Source organism: Pseudohalocynthiibacter aestuariivivens (assembly GCF_018457175.1).
Classification (GTDB): domain Bacteria; phylum Pseudomonadota; class Alphaproteobacteria; order Rhodobacterales; family Rhodobacteraceae; genus Pseudohalocynthiibacter; species Pseudohalocynthiibacter aestuariivivens.
The window spans coordinates 544,692-564,683 of the sequence record NZ_JAGFNU010000001.1; the positions used below are offsets into that span (position 1 = coordinate 544,692).

Consider the following 19,992-nt stretch of genomic DNA (forward strand, 5'->3'; position numbering starts at 1 on the left):
AACAAGGCGATTATCATAGGATTTCTCGAAAAAATAACACTAATCCAGAGAGAAACATCATCGCAATTATCAGCCTGCGAAACTGATCATCAGCTAGCCGTTTGAAAACGACAATGCCAATTTGTGCGCTGGCCATCGTCAGGGGAAGGGCTGTAGCGATAAGTGTTAAGCTTTCCCAAGTGTAAACGCCTTTGACCGCAAACATGACGGATGTCAGACCAAGAATGACAACGTTAAAGGGTTGTAGCACAGCGCGTGTTTCTGCCTTGGGCCATGGGCGCATCGAACACCACATTGTTGGCAGGGCACCCGAAAGCGATGCTGCCCCGCCAAGAATACCCCCAAGAAAGCCAATAGCGCTATCGACCAGCGGTGTTGGGCGCTCAAATTTAGGGAGCGCCTTTCGAAACGAAAAGAAACCACCATAGAGTATCAGAAAACCAGCGATCAATAGTTTCAGGATCGTGGGATCAAGCATCGCCAGTGTTGCAACGCCAATTGGGATACCGATTATTCCTGATGCCAGGAATCGGGCAAGCCGCTTGGGTTGCCTTAATATCGAATGGCGCACGAGCCAGACGCCCTGCACGCCGCTTACGGCTGAGACGACTACGACGATGGAAACGGCTTGTACCGGCGGCATGATCTGAAGCCAGAACCCAAGCGCAAACAGTGCTGTCCCAAAGCCAGCAAGCCCATTGATAAATCCACCAGCAACAGCGCCCGCAGCCAGCAGCAGAAGAAACTCAGTGGTCATTCTGCGTGGCTTTGATAGAAGTGTTCGAAATCAAACGTCCAATGCCTACCGCGTTCAAAAGTGTTTTGTGCATTTCCACTATTACATTTGTTTTTATACTGTTGGAGCGGTTTATCAGTCCAAGTTGCCGGGCCGGTGCGGCGCCCGGTAATAGCAGCCGTTTAAGGGGCAGAGGGTTCATGTTTTGCACGCTGCGTTTTGGTGTGATCGAAACGCCAAGGTTACGCAGGACCATGCTCGAAATCGCTTCGAGGCTCTCCAACTCCATGCTGTCATACACTTTGAGTTTTTGATCCTGAAGCCAGTTTTCGATCATACCGCCAACAACGGCGTCCCGAGAGAACCTGATGAAAGGATTGTTTTTCAACAGAAAAATAGGATCGTCGCTTTCTGTTTCATGCGAGGCAATAAGTTGGAGCGGCTCTGATGCAATGTCGCGCCAATCATCGCCCTGAGGTATCAAGTTTGGACGAGAGATGATTGCCGCATCCATATTCCCCCGTTCAATCTGGCGTAACAATTCGTTCGTCAGGCCGGGGATCACCCTAACACGAAGGTCAGGATAGCTTTCTTTGAGGATCGAAATTGCGAGTGGGACAAGACCTGTCAGCGTTGTTGGCACGGCACCCAGCAGCAATTCACCATGCAATCCACTATCCCCCAGAACAGAAGGAACGAGGTTTTCATAGGCCTCGACGACCTCGCGTGCCTTCACGACCAGGGCACGACCAATAGGAGTCAGTTCTGGTGTTCTTTTGGAACGATCAAATATCGCGATACTCCATGTTTCTTCCAGTGCTTTCATCTGCTGGCTTACAGCGGCATGTGTGACAAAAACAGTGTCTGCGGCAGCCCTGAACGTTCCATTTTCCTCAACTGCGATCAGCGTTTTCAGCATTCTTATGGACATCGCGTTTCAGCACTTTCATGTAAGAGTAAATTATAAAGCATGTAAAAAGATGAGGCTTTATTTAAGAAAGTCTTAACAATATGGTTTGTCAATAATGAGCTGAGAAAGTTTTAAGGAAATTTGGTATGAGAGGCGCTGATCTATTAGTGCAGACACTGGCGCTCGTCGGCGTCGACCGGATATTTTCCCTGTCGGGCAATCAGATCATGCCGGTTTATGATGCGTGTATTGATGCAGGCATAGAAATTATCCATACGCGTCACGAGGCGGCCGCAGTGTTTATGGCAGATGCCTACGCGCAGCTAACAGGCGGGATTGGCGTCTGTCTTGTCACCGCAGCGCCCGGTGCGGCGAACGCATTGGGCCCGCTCTACACTGCGCGCCAGTCTGAAAGCCCTGTTTTGTTACTTACTGGTGACTCGCCACTTTCACAGGATGGGCAAGGAGCCTTTCAGGAGCTTGATCAGGTTCCGATGACAGCACCCCTTACAAAGCTTTCGGTTCGGGCGAATTCAGCGATTGAGCTTGGAACCGTAATTGCAGTTGCGTTACAGACGGCTTTGTCTGGTCGGCCCGGTCCGGTGCATGTCGCGCTTCCGTCTGATGTTTTGGAGGGGGACGCGCGTGGCGCAGAGTTGCCTAACGCGCAGGATTTACGTTCGCACCCAAACCCGATGAACGCTTCAGAGGTAACGGCCTTACTGAAGGCGCTGGCTATGGCAAAGGCCCCTTTGATTTTGTGCGGCCCCTCGATGAGTAATACGCGCGCGGGCAGCACTTTGACGAAACTGGCGGATGCAATTGATGCGCCAGTCGTTGCTATGGAAAGCCCACGTGGCCTGAATGATCCGGCGCTGGGCGATTTTGCGAAAGCTTTTGAACATGCTGATTTGATTGTCAGCTTGGGAAAACCGATAGATTTCAGTCTTGGTTTTGGGGCGTTAACTGACTCAAATTGGATCGTGATCGATCCGGAGAACGCAAAAATTGACCAGGCGAAATTGAACCTTGGGGAAAAGCTTACCTTTGCGGTTGTGGCTGATCCGCGCGATGCGGCGTTGACGCTCATCGAAAAAGGCCCGGGCTTAAATGCCCGCAAGGATTGGCGCGCGAAAGTTGCGTCACGCCTCGCAAGGCGAAATTTTTCCGCAGCAGATGCGAAACAGCGCGGTAAAATCACCTCTTCTGACCTCTGTATCGCGGTTCAAAAGCAGATCGCGCAAGCGGCGCAGTCAGTTGTGATCAGTGACGGTGGTGAATTTGGCCAGTGGAGCCAGGCCTGCACAAGCCCGACCTATCGACTTATCAACGGCCCGTCCGGCGCGATTGGCGGCGCACTTTGCTACGGTGTTGCTGCAAAAAAAGCAAAATCCGATGCGACGGTTTTCGCCTTGATGGGGGATGGGACAGTCGGGTTTCACTTTGCTGAATTTGAAACAGCCGCGCGGGAAAACAGTGCCTTTATCGTTGTGATCGGCAATGACCAACGCTGGAATGCCGAGCATCAGATACAGCTGCGCGACTATGGACCTGATCGCCTGATTGGCTGTCAGTTAAGTGACGCTCGCTATGACAAAGCCGCCGCAGCTCTGGGTGCTCATGGTGAACATGTGACCGATCTGGCAGACCTTGATGCGGCTCTGAGCCGAGCCGTGCTAAGCGGCAAAATCGCCTGCGTAAATGTGGTCATTGAAGGTTTGCCCGCCCCAAGCGGAAGTGTGCACTAAGGGGCAAAAGGCAAAATCTAGGACGGAAAGTCGTTTGCGGCTGTCGTTCTGTATGGTTGCGTATTTCAGCGCTTTCAACACAAGTGTCGAGTTTGCTTGCGCTTCAATCCTGCGTAATGATAAGCAAACGCCATGAATGAAAATCCAAAAGGCTGGCGCGGGTCGGCAGATCTTTGGCTTGACGCAGCCTATCAATTGCTTGTGACTTCTGGTGTGGAAGCGGTGAAAATTTTACCGCTCGCAAAAGCAGTCAGGATGTCCCGTCCGAGCTTCTATTGGCACTTTGAAGACCGTGAAGCATTGCTTGATGCGTTAATTGCGCGTTGGGATGCAAAGAATACCGGAAATCTCGTCGCTCAGACGCGGCAACATGCGGTTTCGATAGCCGAAGCATTGTTTAACCTATTCGATTGCTGGCTCGATGAGGACCTGTTTGACGCTAAGCTCGATTTTGCCATTCGAAACTGGGCACAAAGTGCGCCCAACCTGAAGACAAAACTAGAAATTGCTGATCAGACGCGGGTCAAGGCGATCACCGATATGTTCGTTCGGCATGGTTTCAACCCTTTCCAGTCTGATATTCGGGCGTCTGCAATCTATTATACACAAGTCGGGTATATCGCGATGATGGTTGAGGAACCAAAATCAAAACGGATCGAAAGAATGCCTGCCTATATTGAAACCTTTACCGGCAACTCACCAACTGAAAGTGAAATTGCTCGGTTTAAAGCACGCCACCTGGGATCATCAAACTAGCACTCAAGCCGTATCGGAGATCTTTGCAAAGGGGTCCTCTTCGTATTGCACAGCAGAAAGATACAGCCCATGGGGGGGCGAGACGGGTCCGCAGGCCGAACGGTCACACGCTTCAAGTGCCAGGCGCATATCATCAGGGCTCCAACTGCCGCGCCCAACCTGAACAAGTGATCCGACGAGGCTGCGCACTTGATTGTGCAAAAAGCTTCGGGCACGCACGTAAAACCTGAATTCCCGGCCATGCGGCAGCTCGAATTCCTCAATACGTAACTCGTCAAGCGTTTTAACAGGCGATTTCGCCTGACACATTACAGATCGAAACGTGGTAAAATCATGAAGCCCCAGCAGGTGGCCAGCGGCTTCCCGCATCGGCGCAAGCTCAAGATGTTGCGAGACTTGCCAGACCTGTCCGGCCTCAAAAGTCATAGGCGCGCGCCGATTGACAATCCGAAACAGATATTGACGCTCAACCGCTGAAAACCTGGCGCTGAAATTGTCCTCAACTTTAGCGACATCCACAACAGCAACGGGCCAGGGTTTCAAGTGATAATTTAACGCTTCTGAAAGCCGAAACAAATCCCAGTTGCGTTTCAGATCGCAATGGGCAACCTGTCCGGTTGCATGCACGCCGCGATCCGTTCGTCCTGCCGCAACAAGGGATGGATCATCAGCCGCCATCTTCGCCAGCGCGTCTTCCACCGTCTGTTGTACGGAAGAATGGGTTTTCTGACGTTGCCATCCGTAAAACGGGGCACCACTATACTCAATTTTCAAGGCAAATCGGGGCATATCCCCCCGATAACCTTTAGGCGCAGATTTTGCAATTGAGCAGAGTCTGCATATTTTCTTTATCCTTCAAATATCCCCGCGCGGAGCGCAATACCGCACGAAGTGCCAGAAAATGTGGCGCGGTACGCGCCTCTGTTTTGAAATTCTTCCCAAACTCTCAAATTTAACCAAAGGGTGGTTTTCACCTCTGGCTCTGCTTATCTTTCGTGATGTTAATGTGAGGTTAGCTGTTTGGGTATTGGTGATATTGTAGAAAGTTTGACGCGCAGCATTGAAAATCTGAGCGCCGACGCCTCTGAAGCTTTGTTTGAACCGGTGGTGCGTCTCGGCGTGACAGGGCTGTCGCGAGCAGGGAAAACTGTTTTTATCACGTCCCTTATTGCGAACTTGCTTGAACGTGGACGAATGCCCCAGTTGCTCGGGGCCGCTAATGGCACGATCCGGGCTGCGTACCTGCAACCACAACCGGATGACACAGTCCCGCGCTTTGACTATGAAACACATCTCGGTGCGTTGTCCTCGTCCTCTCCGCGCTGGCCCGAAAGCACCCGCGCAGTAAGTGAACTGCGCCTGTCACTCCGCGTGCAATCTACAGGATTTCTGGGTGTGTTCTCAGGCCCCAGAACTGTGCATCTTGATATCGTGGACTATCCCGGTGAATGGCTGTTGGATTTGGTGCTTCTCAGCAAATCCTATGAAGTGTGGTCAAAGGAAACCCTAGATAAGATTAAATCGCGTGATATGGCACAGGCCTATTTGAAGCAGGCACAAGCCGTTGATCCCAACGTTGCTTTGGATGAGCCTTCTGCTCAGAATCTCGCAGCAGGCTTTACCGAGTATCTGAAAGCAGCCCGGGAAGCAGGGTTTTCAGACTGCACGCCGGGGCGGTTTTTGCTCCCGGGCGAGTTGGAGGGCTCTCCGGTTTTGACGTTTGCGCCATTGAATAAACCAGAACGCCCGCAACGGCGTAGCCTGTGGGGTGAGATGGAAAGGCGATTTGAAGCGTATAAATCAAGCGTTATAAAGCCTTTTTTCAGAGATCACTTTTCAAAGATCGACCGTCAGGTTGTATTGGTTGACGCGCTTGGTGCAATCCATAAAGGCCCTGAAGCCGTTGAAGATATGCGTCGTGCGATGGCCGAAGTTCTGATGGCTTTTCGACCCGGCAAAAACGGCTTCCTCGCTCAGATATTGCGCGGTAAACGGGTTGAAAAGATTTTGTTCGCCGCAACAAAGGCGGACCATCTGCACCACCGGCAGCATCCGCGTCTCACTGCAATCATGGACGCTTTGGTGCGCGACGCGCATGATCGTGCTGATTTTGCAGGGGCTGAAACGGCGGCTATGTCGATCGCCGCGCTGCGCGCGACAGTCGAAGAAACGCTGGATCATAACGGGGAAGAGCTTGATTGTGTACGCGGCAGGTTGCTTGACGGGGGCAAACAGGCAGCTTTGTACCCGGGGGAATTGCCAGATGACACTGCCACCTTGCTGTCGCCTGCCCGCGAAGGTGCAAAAGAGTGGTTGGATGCCGACTACAAGATCATGTCCTTTGCACCTGCACCGATGAAGCTGAAACCGGGCGAAGGCCCGCCTCATATCAGGCTGGATAAGGCGGCCCAGTTTCTGTTCGGTGACAAGTTATGAGCCCGGTTTTGGAAACAGCCCAGGCAAAAGATGCGCAGGAGGTTGGCCTGATTTTGCATAGTTGGCTGCAAAACACGCAATGGGTTCCAAAGCTGTACACACGAGTTGAAACAATCGGATTCGCAGATTCCATGATTGCGCGCGGCTGGGTTACGGTTGCACGCAAGCATAATGTTGCAGGGTTTCTGGCGCGTGACGCAGGGTTCGTTCACGCACTTTACCTGAGTGACGAGATGCGCGGGCAAGGCATCGGGCGGGCTTTGATCGCACGCGCCAAAGCAGAAGAAGAAATGCTGACGCTCTGGACATTTTTGGCAAACACGGACGCCCGGCAATTTTATCTACGCGAGGGATTTCAAGAAGTTACTCGCACGGATGGCTCCGGCAATGACGAAAAGCTGCCAGATATCTGTTATCAGTGGCGCACGAACGGAGAGACTTGATGGCAAAATCAAACGGCCCGGTACTTATCGATCTGGAAGGTCAGGTTGCAGAGGTTACACCTGCATCTGCGCCACCAGTTCCAGAGATTTTGCCATCAGGACAGGCAATGCAAACCGTTGTGTCACTGGGCGCACGTTGCCCATCCTTGCTTGCCAGATTGTTCTGGTGGCTGGTTGCTGCAATTTTTTCCTTTGCGCTTTCCGTTTGGGCTTGGGATTTCGTGCAGGGCTTGCTGGGGCGAAACGAAATTCTGGGGTATGTCGCGCTTGGCCTGACCAGCCTGTTTGTATTGGTTGTGCTGGCAATTGCTGTGCGAGAATGGGTTGGTTTTCGGCGCCTGAAACGGTTGGATCGCCTGCACAACGAGGCAACGCGTGCTTTTGCAGAAAGCGATTTAGACGCTGCCAGAGCGGTCATCGCTGGTCTGGAGCGGCTTTATTCTGGACGCCATGACCTTTCCTGGGCCCGCGAAAGACTTAGGGAACGCAAAGGCGAAGTTCTGGACGCGGACGGTTTGCTTGGACTTGCAGAGACAGAGTTGTTGGTTCCATTGGACAAGGCCGCGCGCAAAGAGATTGAAGCCGCCGCCAGACAGGTCGCGACGGTTACGGCAATCGTGCCTCTGGCATTGGCTGACCTCGTCACCGCATTGGCGTCGAACATGCGCATGATCCGGCGCATTGCCGAAATTTATGGGGGCCGGTCCGGAACGCTTGGCAATTGGCGGCTAACGCGAACGGTACTCGCGCATCTTGTCGCGACGGGGGCTGTCGCAGTTGGGGACGACTTAATAAGTTCGGTCGCAGGGGGCGGAATGTTGTCAAAGATTTCACGTCGCTTTGGTGAGGGTATCATTAATGGTGCATTGACTGCTCGGGTTGGTGTCGCGGCGATGGAAGTTTGCCGCCCTTTGCCGTTTCAACGCGAAAAACGACCTTCGGTCACCAGTTTGGTGCAACGCGCGCTGAGTGGCGTGTTTGGCCGTGATAAGAGAAAAAAATGATACATATTTGGTCGCCAAATTTTCAGATCATCCCTTTCTACCTAGCCTATGGACCATTCCGAATACCGGGCGTATAACCCCCGCATGAGACGTTTTTGCGTGATCATTATTCGAATTATATGCCCGGCGCTCTGACCCTTCGAGCCGCCGGGACATTCCGCGCGTTTTCTGGCCAAAGCCTGTCGCGCCGCCCCACCCAACATCTACGAAATTTCGTTTAAGGACCACGACGCATGTGTGCCGATACACCTGACTACAAAGAAACACTGAACCTGCCGCAAACCGATTTTCCGATGCGTGCAGGCCTGCCGAAACGCGAACCCGAATGGCTGGAGCGTTGGGCAGAAATTGGTGTTTACGATCGTTTGCGCGACAAAGCTGCCGCAAAAAAGGGCAGTGATGAAGCGCGCAAACCTTTCACCCTGCATGACGGCCCCCCCTATGCCAACGGGCACCTGCACATCGGTCATGCGCTGAACAAAATCCTTAAGGATATGGTTGTGCGCAGCCAGCAGATGATGGGACGCGATGCGCGTTATATCCCCGGTTGGGACTGTCATGGTCTGCCAATCGAATGGAAGATCGAAGAACAGTACCGCCAGAAGGGCAGCAACAAGGATGATGTCCCTGTCGTTGATTTCCGTCAGGAATGCCGTCGGTTTGCTGAAGGCTGGGTTGACATTCAGCGCGAGGAATTCAAACGCCTTGGCGTTACCGGCAACTGGGCTGACCCGTATCTGACAATGGACTTCCATGCCGAAGCGGTCATTGCGGGCGAGTTTCAGAAGTTCCTGATGAACGGCACGCTTTATCAGGGTTCAAAACCTGTGATGTGGTCACCGATTGAACAGACCGCATTGGCGGAAGCTGAGGTGGAATATCACGACAAGGAAAGCTTCACCATCTGGGTGAAGTTCAAAGTTGTCGATCCGGTTGCAGGAGACGGCGCGAAGCTCAAGAATCGCGATTTGGTTGGTTCTTATGTGGTCATCTGGACGACCACACCCTGGACAATCCCGTCGAATAAGGCTGTCGTGTTTGGCGAAGATTTCGCATACGGCCTCTATGAGGTTACAGGAACGCCTGATGAAAGTTGGGCTAATGTCGGCGACCGCTTCATCCTGGCCGACAAGCTGGCCGGCGATGTGATGACCCGTGCCCGTCTTCAAGACGATATGTATACCCGTGTCCGTGACGTAACGGCTGAAGAGCTTTCGGGCCTTTCGCTTCAACATCCTCTCGCCGGGGCCGAAGGTGGCAATGGCGAATGGGACGACCTGCGTGATTTCCGCGCTGCCGATTTCGTGACTGACGAAGAAGGTACCGGATTTGTGCACTGCGCCCCCTCGCACGGGATGGAGGAATACGAGCTTTACCGTGATCTTGGTATGCTGGAACAGGTCATTACCTACAATGTGCTGGATGATGGTTCTTTCCGTTCTGAACTGCCTTTCTTTGGCGGCAAGTATATCCTTAGCCGTAAGGGTAAGGAAGGTGATGCCAACAAGGCCGTAATCGACAAGCTGATCGAGGTCGGTGGCCTGCTGGCCCGAGGCAGGATCAAGCACAGCTATCCGCATTCATGGCGCTCTAAAGCACCTGTCATCTTTAGAAATACACCGCAGTGGTTTGCTGCCATCGACCGCGAGGTTGGCGACGGGCAAGACACCTATGGTAAAACCATTCGTGAACGCGCACTGACCTCGATTGATCAGCTTGTTACATGGACACCAAAGACTGGACGCAACAGGCTGTATTCCATGATCGAAGCGCGGCCTGACTGGGTTCTGTCGCGCCAACGCGCATGGGGGGTGCCGCTGACTTGTTTTGTCAAGAAAGGCGGGCTTCCAACCGACCCCGATTTTCTGTTGCGCGATGCTGCTGTGAATGCACGCATTGTTGCGGCATTTGAAGCAGAGGGTGCAGATGCGTGGTATGCAGAGGGTTCCAAAGAACGCTTCCTCGGAAGCGACTACGACCACGACGAATATGTTCAGGTCTTCGATATTCTGGATGTCTGGTTTGACTCCGGCTCAACGCATGCCTTCGTTCTGCGGGATCGTGAAGACGGCTCAGAAGACGGCATTGCCGATCTTTACCTTGAAGGCACCGACCAACACCGCGGCTGGTTCCATTCTTCGATGCTGCAATCTTGCGGAACACAGGGGCGCGCACCTTATCGCGGTGTGTTGACACATGGGTTCACGCTTGATGCCAAGGGTGTCAAGATGTCTAAATCCATCGGCAATACGATTGTGCCGGAGCAAGTGGTTAAACAATATGGCGCCGATATTTTACGCCTTTGGGTTGCGCAGTCTGATTACACAAGCGATCAGCGGATAGGTGATGAAATTCTGAAAGGTGTCGCCGACAGCTATCGCCGCCTGCGCAACACGATGCGTTTCATGCTTGGCTCGCTTTCAGAGTTTACCGAGGCAGACCGGGTTGCAGCCGCCGATATGCCAGAGCTTGAGCGTTGGGTTCTGCACCGTCTGGCTGAACTGGATCATCAGGTGCGCACCGGATATGCGAAGTACGACTTCCAGGGGGTTTTCCAGGCGATCTTTACCTTTGCGACGGTGGACCTGTCATCGTTCTATTTCGATATCCGCAAAGACGTGCTTTACTGTGATGGAGATAGTGATCGGCGTCGCGCGGCACGCACGGTGCTTGATATCCTCTATCACCGACTAACAACCTGGCTCGCCCCAATTCTGACCTTTACGATGGAAGAGGTCTGGCTGGAACGGTTCCCCGGCGAAAAAAGCTCGGTACATCTGGAAGATTTCCCTGAAACGCCCGCTGACTGGCTGGATGAGCCTCTGGCTGCAAAATGGGCCAATATCCGGCAAGTACGTCGTGTTGTGACGGCAGCCCTTGAGGTGCAGCGTCAGGACAAGGTTATTGGTGCGTCGCTAGAGGCGGCACCTGTTGTGCATGTGAATGACGCCGAAGTTCTGAGCGCGCTGAAGTCGGTTGCGTTCGAAGATATCTGCATCACCTCAGATGTTGTTCTGACCAAAGATCCAAGCCCGACCGAAGCATTCCGCTTGCCAGAGGCCGCTGGAATTGGGGTCGTTTTCGAAATGGCCGAGGGTGAAAAATGTCAGCGTTGCTGGAAAATTTTGACGGATGTTGGCAACCATTCACACCCAGGCACCTGTGCGCGGTGCGATGAAGCACTGGGTTAGAAATCGATTGCACAAGATTTGGAACGCCCCGGCCCTTGCGCCGGGGCGTTTTGTTTTGCGATGATGCGCCTATGAATATTGCATCCGTTGATACACCTGTTGGCCGTCTGGGCCTTGTCGAAGAAGATGGCGCAATTACGCAGCTTTTGTGGGACGCTCAGGATAGTGGCGAACGCACCGCGCTTCTTGAGGAAGGGTGCCGTCAGTTATCTGCCTACTTTGCCGGGGATCTTAGTGAGTTTGACTTGCCATTACAGGTCGCTGGATCGGATTTTCAGCGGGCGGTTTGCGATGCCATGCTTGCGATTCCGTTAGGCGAAACGCGTACCTATGGAGAAATTGCAGCGACGGTTGGTGCTTCTGCGCAGGCAGTTGGTAACGCCTGCGGGGCCAACCCGATTCCTGTGATTATTCCATGCCACAGGGTACTAGGCGCGACCAACCTTGGCGGCTTTTCAGGTGCGGGTGGCGTCGAAATCAAAGTGAAGCTGCTACGACATGAAAACGCTGCGGGGCTTTTGATTTAGGAACGTGAGTTTTGTTCGGGAATAATCTGTTGCGCGATGCCGGCACAAAGCAAGTAAACACTTGTTCCAACCAACCCCCAAAGCGCCCAGCTTTTCGGGTCAAAATCAACCCAGGCGGCCCAGCCCGCAAAACATGTCCATGCAAGTGCCAAAGGCAAAGACAGATTACGCCAGCGCTCTGTGCGCACCGGGTGAATGAACTTGAGTGGCAGAAACATCGTAACAGCCAAGGCGCAGACAATTGCGAGAATGATCCAGAAATTCGGGTGCGTTGCAAACAGAACCAGCACGACCATGTTCCAGCACCCCGGAAAGCCGGAAAAACTGTTGTCCTTAGTTTTCATACGTGTATCTGCGAAATAAAGGGCGCTGGTAAATGTTATTATGATAATAACAATCCAGCCGGACCAACCAGACAGCAGGCCTGACTTGAAAAGTGCGTAAGCCGGTACGAAAACATATGTCAGATAATCGATGATGAGATCCAGAAGAACACCATCGTAAATGGGCGCATTTTTCTTGACGTGATATTTGCGTGCAAGTGGTCCGTCTATTCCGTCAACAGCGAATGCGACAACCAACCACAGAAACATGAGGCTCCATTTTTGATCAACCGCAGCGAGCATTGCCAACATCGCAAAAACTGCGCCGGTTGCGGTCAGTAGATGAACAGATAAGGCTTTTTGTTTTAATGTCATTTGGCTTTCATGAAACAAATTGCCTCTCTTAGCAACGTGGATCAGGCTTTTGGGTGGCTGTTTTCGTAAACTTCCAACAGTCGTGCAGTGTCGACGGCGGTATAGGCTTGGGTGGTGGAAAGGGTGGCGTGACCAAGCAGTTCCTGAATCGCTCTCAGATCGCCACCTGCGCCAAGCAGATGTGTTGCAAAGGAATGGCGTAAGGCGTGGGGTGTGGCAGTGGCAGGCAGGCCTAGCTGCATTCTGGTCTGTTCCATCACTTTCTGTATCGATCGGGCAGACAGTGCGCCTCCGCGAACACCCCTGAAGAGCGGTGTTTCAGGTTCATTGGCGAAAGGCATGAGCTTACAGTAACGGCCTACCGCGTTCCGGGCAGGCGCAATCACCGGCACAAGGCGTTCTTTGCCGCCCTTGCCGAAAATGCGTAAAACCTCAGGCAGCGGTACGTCGGCGAAGGTTAGACCCAGTGCCTCGGATATCCGCAAGCCACAACCGTAAAGCAGGGTCAAAACCGCAGCGTCGCGTGCAGCAATCCAATCTTCGCGTGCCTGTAGTTCGACGGTTTCTATCATTGCCTTTGCGGCATCAATGGCCAGAGGGCGCGGAAGTTTGTTGGTGAACTTGGGTGCTCTGGTTGAAAGAACAGTGGTAGCGTCAAAACCCTCACGCTCGGCAAGCCAGCGATAAAAGCTTTTGATTGCCGAAATCGAGCGGGCAAGAGAGCGGGCGGATACGCCCCGCTCTCGCTCGTGCGCCATGAACGCGCGCATATCTGACAAACCAACGCCAGTAAGCGGGGCGATTCCAGTCTCTTCGCCAAAATGGCGCGTCATGAAACTCAGGAATCCTAAGAGGTCAGTCTGGTACGCAGTTATCGTATTGTCAGCTGCATTGTTCAGTGCCTTTTGAGCAGAAAGCCACCCTGCGAGCGCGTCCTGCATCGCGGGTGACAACAGACTCATGACAACCAGCGGCGCATCGCACGTTCAAACACGCCAGCAAAGAAAGCCAGCAAATCTGTTCCCTGATTGGGTTTGAAGTGATGCGGGTCCTCTGACCCCATAATCAGCATTCCCGGCAAACGTCCTTCACCAAAATCCAGCCGAAGTGCAGCTTCAGACCTGATGTAATCGGTTGCTTCACCATAGATCATGTCGGAATTAGGTTTTAGCTGGCGTAAAGTAACCTGTCGCTCAGGTTTGCTCCGGCTTGTTCCGAGATAGCCGTCGATAAAACCTGGTTCCGCCACTGTCAAAACGTCACCAAGGCGTTTGACGGCAGGGTCATCGGCGCTTTGCACGGTTTCAAGAACCAGCCTCACGCAATCAACACGCAAAATGTCGGCGACGTCACCGCCAAGATCGCGCAGGAAATTTTCGAATTCATTCGGGTCAAGCATCCGCAAGATGGCGCGATGTACCTGATTGGTGCCTGCGAGGTTTTCATAAGCTGCCGCGATAACGGAACGATGTGTATCTTCCAGACGGTCCAGCCGGGATTCCAGCCGTTCCATCGCGATACCTCGCAGATCAACGATATTGCTTCCCAACTGCTTTTCGTTTGCAGCAATAAGGGCGCGCATAACATCCGGGTCTTCAAGAACGACTTCCGGGTCTGCAATTATCTTATCGCGCAGATCAATTTCGGCTATAGCGGTGCTCGTCATGCCTATCTCTTCTTATCTTTTGCATGATTATACAGCATCATGTTCGGATTTCTCCACCGTTTTTACATCTTTAGGCAAAAAAATGGGGATGTGTCGATTTCGCCTGATCAGGCATAGCTGGTTGACCCCGGCAAAAGGCATGGCCAGAATTGTGATCCATTCTGCTGCGGTCTTTGGACCCGGCCATTGGGAAAGAGGCTGACGTGGTAGAGCTGTCATTTTTTGACGAGGGCGATTTGGTGGCTGTGCTGACCGCACAGCCTCTGGATCGTTTGCTTGATTACAAGGCCCCGGAAGGCGGGTGTCAGACCGGCGCGTTTGTCGAGGTTCCGCTTGGTCCGCGCAAGGTTTTGGGCGTTGTTTGGGGCAAAGGGGCCGGCGGGTTCGATCTCAGCAAGGCGCGTTCTGTTATTCGGGTGCTTGATGTTGCGCCGATGCGCGAAGAAATGCGTGCCTTTCTGGCACGAGCGGCTGATTACACGCTGACACCGATGCCTGCCATGCTGCGGCTTGCGACACGCGCGCCGGGATTGGGCGACCCGCCCTCTATGCGTAAAATTCTGAGGTTGGGCCAGGGAGAGCCGGATCGTATGACGGATGCGCGCCGCCGCGTGATGGAGGTGCTGCGCGAGTACGGCGGATTGGCATTTACGCTTCGGGAACTGTCAGAGATGGCCGGGGTAAGTTCGCCGGTGATCAAGGGGCTCATCAAACAGGGTGTTGTTGTCGAAGAAGATACACCACGCGATATGCCCTACCCGTCCTTGCAGCCAGAGTTTGACGGAAAAGACCTGAATGACGATCAGGCAGAGGCTGCAAACCAACTGCGCAACGCTGTCGCCACGGGACATTATGGAACGACGCTTTTGAAAGGTGTGACCGGTTCGGGTAAGACAGAAGTCTATCTCGAAGCCGTTGCGGAATGCCTGAAGCAGGGAAGGCAGGCTTTGGTCCTGCTGCCTGAAATTGCGCTGACGGCAGAGTTTCTGGCACGCGTGGAAGAACGATTTGGCGCACGCCCTGCTGAATGGCACTCGGGTGTCACGATGACCGAACGGCGGCGTTGCTGGCGGATGGTCGGGCAGGGGGCAGCACAGCTTGTGGTTGGTGCAAGGTCCTCGCTCTACCTGCCTTTTCGCGATCTGGGTTTGATCGTCGTCGATGAAGAACACGACAGTTCTTACAAACAAGAGGATGGTGCGCTTTATTCTGCACGCGATATGTCTGTCTTGCGGGCGACCTGTTGTTCTGCTCAGGTCATTCTGGCTTCGGCCACACCGTCGCTGGAAAGCTGGGCGAATGCTGAGACCGGAAAATACCAACGCCTTGATTTAACGTCTAGATTTGGCGTTGCGGAAATGCCTGACATGCGCGCGATAGACATGCGGGCTGAGACCCTCTCGTCAAACAGGTGGATATCAGGCACTCTGAAAAAAGAAGTATCAGCACGGCTGGAACTCAATGAGCAAGCGTTGTTGTTCATAAACCGCCGGGGGTACGCACCAACAACGATATGTCGGGCCTGTGGTCATCAGATTGGATGTGATCAGTGCGATGCCAGAATGGTGGAGCATCGGTTTTTGAAACGCCTTGTGTGCCATCAGTGCGGTGAAACAAAACCAATGCCGGAAAAATGCCCGAACTGCGAAGCTGAAGGCAGGCTTGCCCCTGTCGGCCCGGGTGTTGAACGCCTTGCTGAAGAGACCGCAGAGGTCTTTCCAGATGCACGGATTGCGGTTTTGTCGTCAGACCTGTTTGGGTCCGCAAGGGCCTTGAAAGAAAAGATCGAGTTGATCGCCGAGGGCGGAGCGGACATCATCATTGGCACACAGTTAGTGGCCAAAGGCCATAACTTTCCACATCTTACGTTGGTTGGAGTGATTGATGCTGATCTTGGCCTGCAAGGATCGGACCTGCGGGCAGCAGAACGAACGTTTCAGCTTATGCGTCAAGTCTCGGGCCGCGCCGGGCGCACGGAAAAACAAGGTGTTGCCCTGCTTCAAACCTATCAACCTGAGCATCCCGTTATCTGTGCCATTCTGTCAGGCGATGAAGAAGGGTTTTGGAGGGCAGAGGCGCGCGAACGCGAAGCGACAGGTGTGCCACCCTATGGACGCTTGGCGGGGATCGTTTTGTCGTCACCCGATGTACAGCAGGTGTTTGATCTGGCGGGAGAGATGGCGCGCCAAGACGCACCTCTGCGCGCGATCAATGCGCAGATCTATGGGCCAGCTCCGGCGCCAATTGCCCGTATCCGGGGACGCCACAGGGTGCGTTTGTTGGTCAAATGTGAAAAAGGCGCACCTTTGCAGAAAGCACTTGCTGCGTGGGTTGCACAGTTCAAATTGCCAAGCGCGATACGCTTATCGATCGATATAGATCCACAAAGCTTTTACTGAGCAAGGCTTTTTGTCGGATGTTGGCAAACCCAGTCCACGGTTTCCGCCCCAACGAGCCGCGCAAACCGATATAGTTCCGCTTCGAGCTTGTCTGCACGCGCGCCTGACCATTTCACACCTGACTCTGGCCAGAAACGTGCGACCTTTAGTTTTCCAGCTTTGCGATCCGCCTTGATTTCGGTCCGCCCAACAAAACGGTCGCCTTCCAGCAAGGGGTAGACATAGTAACCCCAGATTCGTTTTGAGGCGGGGACGAATATCTCGATCCTGTAGTCAAAGCCGAACAGACGGTAAAGGCGTGTGCGGTCACGAATAGCAGGGTCAAAAGGATTGAGTATCCGCAAGCGTGTTGTCGGTTGTAGTGCCACTTCAACGCGGCGCTCTATATCGATTGGCGCAAGCGCAGTGCTCCAGTTTCCATCGGCGGCCTGTAGTTCGACTTGCTTCAGGCCCTCTTTAGACTTTTCAATCCAGCTCTCAACCTCCTGTCGTTCCGTCGCCTCCCAAAACCTCTGAATCTCAGTGGGTGATCCAAAAGCCAGACGATCAAGTGCTGCACGGCAAAGCCAGTCAATCTGCGCGTCGTCCGGGTGATCCTGATTGCGCAAGTCGTGCGGAATGACACGCTCTGACAAATCATAGAACTTTTTAAAGCTTTCCCGATGCGACGTCGAAAGCTTGCCTGCGTACCACATGTTATCAAGTGCCAGCTTGTGCGGTGGCCGCGCCCACATTTCTTTCTTACCTGTGATTTTCGTATCAAAAGCATGGGTGGAAAGTGGGCCTTCGGCTTCAATGCGCGCAACAATAGCTTCAAGATCGGCCTCACAAAGACCTGTCTTATAGTAAGCGGACCGGTTTACCTTTTCACCCATCCGACGAAACTGCCGTTTCCACATTGGGTAGAACTCCATCGGCAGAACAGATGCATCATGTGTAAAATGTTCGAACAATGCGCGTTTTTCCGCGAGCAGCTTGTTCAACATAGGCTCTCGATAGTTCTGGTTGCGGCTCCAGAGAATGTGATGATGCGCGCGGGTGACATTGCGGATCGTATCTAGCTGAACGAATCCAAGGTTTTTAATGATCTGCAAAAGATCAAGTGGGCCTGTTGGTGTCGCCGCAAGCCCTTGAGTGTTAAGCCAAAGTCTTCTTGCATCTCGGTTTTGGATTCGGAATGTCATGGCTGAAAACTATGGCACAAAACTTGTGGAAGAAAGGCGAAGTTACTTGCCCAAAATCTCAATGCCTCTTTTCCTTGTCTTAAAACAGGCGTAGGGGCAATGGCATGAAAAATGTCTCTGTCTCTGATGCGCATACGCTTCCTCTTTGGCGCAGGCCCGTAACGTTGTTGTTCATTCTGTCGGCGGCAATGCCAGTTGCGTTTTCGACTTGGAGCGCGCTGTTGAATAACTTTGTTATTGAAGTGGCGCGGTTTGACGGAGCGGATATTGGCTTGCTGCACACGGTGCGCGAAATTCCAGGGTTCCTGGCGGTTGGAGTGATTGCTGTTCTTTTATTCATGCGGGAACAGGTGTTGGGAATTGTTGCTCTGGCGATGCTTGGGTGCGCAACAGCTGTGACAGCGTGGTTTCCCACGATGGGCGGCATCCTGACGATAACAATGTTAAGTTCGATTGGTTTCCACTACTACGAGACGGTAAATCAATCACTGCAATTGCAGTGGATCGAAAAGGCGCGTGCGCCCCAGACATTAGGCTGGATCACGGCGGCGGGGTCGGCGGCTACGTTGGTTGCCTATGTCTTGATAGTCATAAGCTGGAAGCAATTCGATCTATCTTACAATTTTGTCTATCTTGTTTCGGGTGGCTTCACGGCTTTGATCGCCGTTATCTGTTTCTTTGCGTACCCTCAGTTTGAAGGGCGAACTGTGCAGCAGCGCAAGATCATTCTGCGTAAACGCTATTGGCTATATTATGCGCTGAATTTCTTTGCCGGTGCCCGGCGGCAGATTTTTGTCGTGTTCGCCGGCTTCATGATGGTCGAGCGGTTTGGCTTTGCTGTTCACGAAGTAACGGCACTGTTCCTGATCAATCTGGTCGCCAACATGATTTTCGCACCGATGATGGGCAAGGCCGTTGCATATTGGGGCGAACGTCGTGCTTTGATTTTTGAATACACCGGACTGATAATCGTGTTTCTGGCCTACGGCGGAATTTACATGTTTGGTTGGGGCGTTCTGGTCGCGGCTACTTTATACATTATCGATCACTTGTTTTTTGCTCTTGCTCTGGCGCTGAAAACCTATTTTCAGAAAATCGCGGATCCGGCCGATATTGCACCAACTGCCGCGGTTGCATTTACGATCAACCATATAGCTGCCGTTGGGCTGCCTGTGTTTCTGGGTCTTCTATGGGTTGTCTCGCCAACAGCCGTTTTTTTGTTGGCTTCTGGTATCGCCTGCGGTTCGCTCTTACTGGCGCTTTTGATTCCGCGCCACCCTGAGCCGGGTTACGAAACAATCTTTAGTCGCGGCTTGCCTGCACCGGCGGAGTAGAGAGTTCGGTTGACGCGTAGGCATCCCGAAGGTATCCGCGCTGAAAACTCGGAAGGATGTTTGATGCCCACCTATACCGCCCTGACAACATTGCTAGGATTTACTGCGGCAGAAGCGCTGGGCGAGGCAATGGAACGGCTTGATCCTGAACCAACGGGTGTCGGCGTAAGCGAGGTCGAGGACGGCTCCGGCCTTTGGGAAGTTGGCGGATATTTCATCGAAGCACCGGATCAGGCGGGCCTCGCATTGTTGGCGACTGCATTTGATGCAAAACCTTTTGCGATTTCTGAATTGCCAGAAACTGACTGGGTTGCCCATGTGAAACGCGAACTTGCACCAGTCGAGGCGGGCCGGTTTTTTGTCTATGGGAGCCATGACGCGGACAGCGTGCCGGAAGGTTCCGTTGCTTTGTTGATCGAAGCGGCAATGGCGTTTGGAACCGGGCACCACGGCACAACATTGGGGTGCCTTCGGGCGCTCGACAGGTTGGTGGAGCAGGGGTTCGTAGGAAAAAGCGTAGCTGACATAGGCTGCGGAACAGCAGTATTGGGAATGGCAGCAGCCTCTGTCTGGCCAAATCTGGTACTGGTCAGCGACATTGATCAGGTTGCCGTTGACGTCGCCGTTGCGAACGTCAAAGCGAATGGGCTGGAAAATCGTATCGTCTGTTTGGAAGCCGCTGGATTTGATCATCCAAGCCTGACAAGCGCGGCACCCTTCGATTTTGTCTTTGCGAATATTCTGAAAGCGCCGCTGATTGGTTTAGCGCCGGATATGGCGGCGTACATAAAACCCGGCGGGTATGCTGTTCTTTCTGGTATTCTTAACGAACAAGCCGATGAAGTGGTTGAGGTTTATACACGAAATAGTTTCAATCTTGCATCAAAAGAAGAGATTGTTGAATGGACGACTCTTACAATGCTAAGAAATCACTAAATTTTTCAATAAACGCCTTTAAAT

The 19,992-nt window shown here is 53.0% G+C and carries 17 protein-coding genes; 10 read left to right on the plus strand and 7 right to left on the minus strand.

Annotated elements, in window-relative coordinates:
- Positions 1-13 precede the first annotated feature (13 nt).
- Together J4E70_RS02725 and J4E70_RS02730 are read right to left on the minus strand one after the other, a co-directional pair.
- Complete coding sequence (locus J4E70_RS02725) at positions 14-757, minus strand: sulfite exporter TauE/SafE family protein (RefSeq protein WP_213887517.1); 744 nt, start codon at positions 755-757, stop codon at positions 14-16.
- Positions 747-1,667, minus strand: coding sequence for a LysR substrate-binding domain-containing protein (locus J4E70_RS02730; protein ID WP_213887518.1), 921 nt, complete (start codon positions 1,665-1,667; stop codon positions 747-749). The genes J4E70_RS02725 and J4E70_RS02730 overlap by 11 nt, the downstream gene beginning before the upstream one ends.
- A gap of 125 nt (positions 1,668-1,792) precedes the next feature.
- On the opposite strand from J4E70_RS02730, the gene J4E70_RS02735 reads away from it, so the two are divergent.
- Positions 1,793-3,394 (plus strand): thiamine pyrophosphate-binding protein, encoded by a 1,602-nt coding sequence (locus J4E70_RS02735; protein ID WP_213887519.1) that lies wholly within the window; start codon positions 1,793-1,795, stop codon positions 3,392-3,394.
- 132 nt (positions 3,395-3,526) lie between these two features.
- Complete coding sequence (locus J4E70_RS02740; RefSeq protein WP_213887520.1) at positions 3,527-4,150, plus strand: TetR/AcrR family transcriptional regulator; 624 nt, start codon at positions 3,527-3,529, stop codon at positions 4,148-4,150.
- A gap of 3 nt (positions 4,151-4,153) precedes the next feature.
- Here the strand turns inward: J4E70_RS02740 and truA are convergent, their stop codons facing one another.
- Positions 4,154-4,939, minus strand: a complete 786-nt coding sequence (gene truA / locus J4E70_RS02745) for a tRNA pseudouridine(38-40) synthase TruA (RefSeq protein ID WP_213887521.1) — start codon at positions 4,937-4,939, stop codon at positions 4,154-4,156.
- 231 nt (positions 4,940-5,170) lie between these two features.
- Here truA and J4E70_RS02750 point away from each other — a divergent pair, with 231 nt between their 5' ends.
- From J4E70_RS02750 to J4E70_RS02770, 5 genes are all read left to right on the plus strand, one after another.
- Positions 5,171-6,586, plus strand: coding sequence for a YcjX family GTP-binding protein (locus J4E70_RS02750; protein WP_213887522.1), 1,416 nt, complete (start codon positions 5,171-5,173; stop codon positions 6,584-6,586).
- The gene (locus J4E70_RS02755) at positions 6,583-7,029 is read left to right on the plus strand and encodes a GNAT family N-acetyltransferase (RefSeq protein ID WP_213887523.1); all 447 of its coding nucleotides are present in this window, start codon (positions 6,583-6,585) and stop codon (positions 7,027-7,029) included. Before J4E70_RS02750 ends, J4E70_RS02755 begins: the two co-directional genes overlap by 4 nt.
- On the plus strand, positions 7,029-8,033 hold the full coding sequence (locus J4E70_RS02760; protein ID WP_213887524.1) for a YcjF family protein: 1,005 nt from the start codon (positions 7,029-7,031) through the stop codon (positions 8,031-8,033). The genes J4E70_RS02755 and J4E70_RS02760 overlap by 1 nt, the downstream gene beginning before the upstream one ends.
- A gap of 233 nt (positions 8,034-8,266) precedes the next feature.
- Positions 8,267-11,224: an isoleucine--tRNA ligase gene (ileS, locus tag J4E70_RS02765; protein ID WP_213887525.1), complete on the plus strand. Its 2,958-nt coding sequence runs from the start codon at positions 8,267-8,269 to the stop codon at positions 11,222-11,224.
- Positions 11,225-11,295: 71 nt separating this feature from the next.
- Positions 11,296-11,751, plus strand: a complete 456-nt coding sequence (locus tag J4E70_RS02770; protein ID WP_213887526.1) for a methylated-DNA--[protein]-cysteine S-methyltransferase — start codon at positions 11,296-11,298, stop codon at positions 11,749-11,751.
- Here J4E70_RS02770 and J4E70_RS02775 read toward each other — a convergent pair.
- Genes J4E70_RS02775 through J4E70_RS02785 form a run of 3 tightly spaced genes read right to left on the minus strand, consistent with a single transcriptional unit; the run spans position 11,748 to position 14,115 of the window.
- Positions 11,748-12,449: a CDP-alcohol phosphatidyltransferase family protein gene (locus J4E70_RS02775; protein WP_213887527.1), complete on the minus strand. Its 702-nt coding sequence runs from the start codon at positions 12,447-12,449 to the stop codon at positions 11,748-11,750. The two genes, J4E70_RS02770 and J4E70_RS02775, sit on opposite strands and share 4 nt — an antisense overlap.
- Positions 12,450-12,490: 41 nt before the next feature.
- Positions 12,491-13,411 carry a tyrosine recombinase XerC gene (locus J4E70_RS02780; RefSeq protein ID WP_213887528.1) on the minus strand — a complete coding sequence of 307 codons (921 nt, stop codon included), beginning with the start codon at positions 13,409-13,411 and terminating at the stop codon, positions 12,491-12,493.
- A complete protein-coding gene (locus tag J4E70_RS02785) occupies positions 13,408-14,115 on the minus strand; it encodes a DUF484 family protein (protein WP_213887529.1) in 708 nt (235 codons plus the stop codon). The genes J4E70_RS02780 and J4E70_RS02785 overlap by 4 nt, the downstream gene beginning before the upstream one ends.
- Positions 14,116-14,318: 203 nt before the next feature.
- Here J4E70_RS02785 and J4E70_RS02790 point away from each other — a divergent pair, with 203 nt between their 5' ends.
- Positions 14,319-16,514 (plus strand): primosomal protein N', encoded by a 2,196-nt coding sequence (locus J4E70_RS02790; RefSeq protein WP_213887530.1) that lies wholly within the window; start codon positions 14,319-14,321, stop codon positions 16,512-16,514.
- Here the strand turns inward: J4E70_RS02790 and J4E70_RS02795 are convergent.
- Positions 16,508-17,698, minus strand: a complete 1,191-nt coding sequence (locus J4E70_RS02795; RefSeq protein ID WP_213887531.1) for a winged helix-turn-helix domain-containing protein — start codon at positions 17,696-17,698, stop codon at positions 16,508-16,510. The genes J4E70_RS02790 and J4E70_RS02795 overlap by 7 nt on opposite strands.
- Before the next feature lie 104 nt (positions 17,699-17,802).
- Between J4E70_RS02795 and J4E70_RS02800 the strand changes: the two genes are divergently transcribed.
- Both J4E70_RS02800 and J4E70_RS02805 read left to right on the plus strand, forming a co-directional pair.
- On the plus strand, positions 17,803-19,032 hold the full coding sequence (locus J4E70_RS02800) for an MFS transporter (protein ID WP_213887532.1): 1,230 nt from the start codon (positions 17,803-17,805) through the stop codon (positions 19,030-19,032).
- Between the two features lie 63 nt (positions 19,033-19,095).
- Entirely contained in the window at positions 19,096-19,968 is an 873-nt protein-coding gene (locus tag J4E70_RS02805) for a 50S ribosomal protein L11 methyltransferase (RefSeq protein ID WP_213887533.1), read from the plus strand.
- Positions 19,969-19,992: the final 24 nt, after the last annotated feature.

What these genes read in the sequence shown, in the direction of transcription:
- J4E70_RS02730 (WP_213887518.1), bottom strand. Translation starts at nt 1,667, where the DNA reads ATGTCCATAAGAATGCTGAAAACGCTGATCGCAGTTGAGGAAAATGGA.
- J4E70_RS02785 (WP_213887529.1), bottom strand. Translation starts at nt 14,115, where the DNA reads ATGACGAGCACCGCTATAGCCGAAATTGATCTGCGCGATAAGATAATT.
- J4E70_RS02805 (WP_213887533.1), top strand. Translation starts at nt 19,096, where the DNA reads ATGCCCACCTATACCGCCCTGACAACATTGCTAGGATTTACTGCGGCA.
- J4E70_RS02780 (WP_213887528.1), bottom strand. Translation starts at nt 13,411, where the DNA reads ATGAGTCTGTTGTCACCCGCGATGCAGGACGCGCTCGCAGGGTGGCTT.
- J4E70_RS02755 (WP_213887523.1), top strand. Translation starts at nt 6,583, where the DNA reads ATGAGCCCGGTTTTGGAAACAGCCCAGGCAAAAGATGCGCAGGAGGTT.
- J4E70_RS02775 (WP_213887527.1), bottom strand. Translation starts at nt 12,449, where the DNA reads ATGACATTAAAACAAAAAGCCTTATCTGTTCATCTACTGACCGCAACC.
- J4E70_RS02760 (WP_213887524.1), top strand. Translation starts at nt 7,029, where the DNA reads ATGGCAAAATCAAACGGCCCGGTACTTATCGATCTGGAAGGTCAGGTT.
- J4E70_RS02725 (WP_213887517.1), bottom strand. Translation starts at nt 757, where the DNA reads ATGACCACTGAGTTTCTTCTGCTGCTGGCTGCGGGCGCTGTTGCTGGT.
- J4E70_RS02735 (WP_213887519.1), top strand. Translation starts at nt 1,793, where the DNA reads ATGAGAGGCGCTGATCTATTAGTGCAGACACTGGCGCTCGTCGGCGTC.
- ileS (WP_213887525.1), top strand. Translation starts at nt 8,267, where the DNA reads ATGTGTGCCGATACACCTGACTACAAAGAAACACTGAACCTGCCGCAA.
- J4E70_RS02770 (WP_213887526.1), top strand. Translation starts at nt 11,296, where the DNA reads ATGAATATTGCATCCGTTGATACACCTGTTGGCCGTCTGGGCCTTGTC.
- J4E70_RS02740 (WP_213887520.1), top strand. Translation starts at nt 3,527, where the DNA reads ATGAATGAAAATCCAAAAGGCTGGCGCGGGTCGGCAGATCTTTGGCTT.
- truA (WP_213887521.1), bottom strand. Translation starts at nt 4,939, where the DNA reads ATGCCCCGATTTGCCTTGAAAATTGAGTATAGTGGTGCCCCGTTTTAC.
- J4E70_RS02800 (WP_213887532.1), top strand. Translation starts at nt 17,803, where the DNA reads ATGAAAAATGTCTCTGTCTCTGATGCGCATACGCTTCCTCTTTGGCGC.
- J4E70_RS02795 (WP_213887531.1), bottom strand. Translation starts at nt 17,698, where the DNA reads ATGACATTCCGAATCCAAAACCGAGATGCAAGAAGACTTTGGCTTAAC.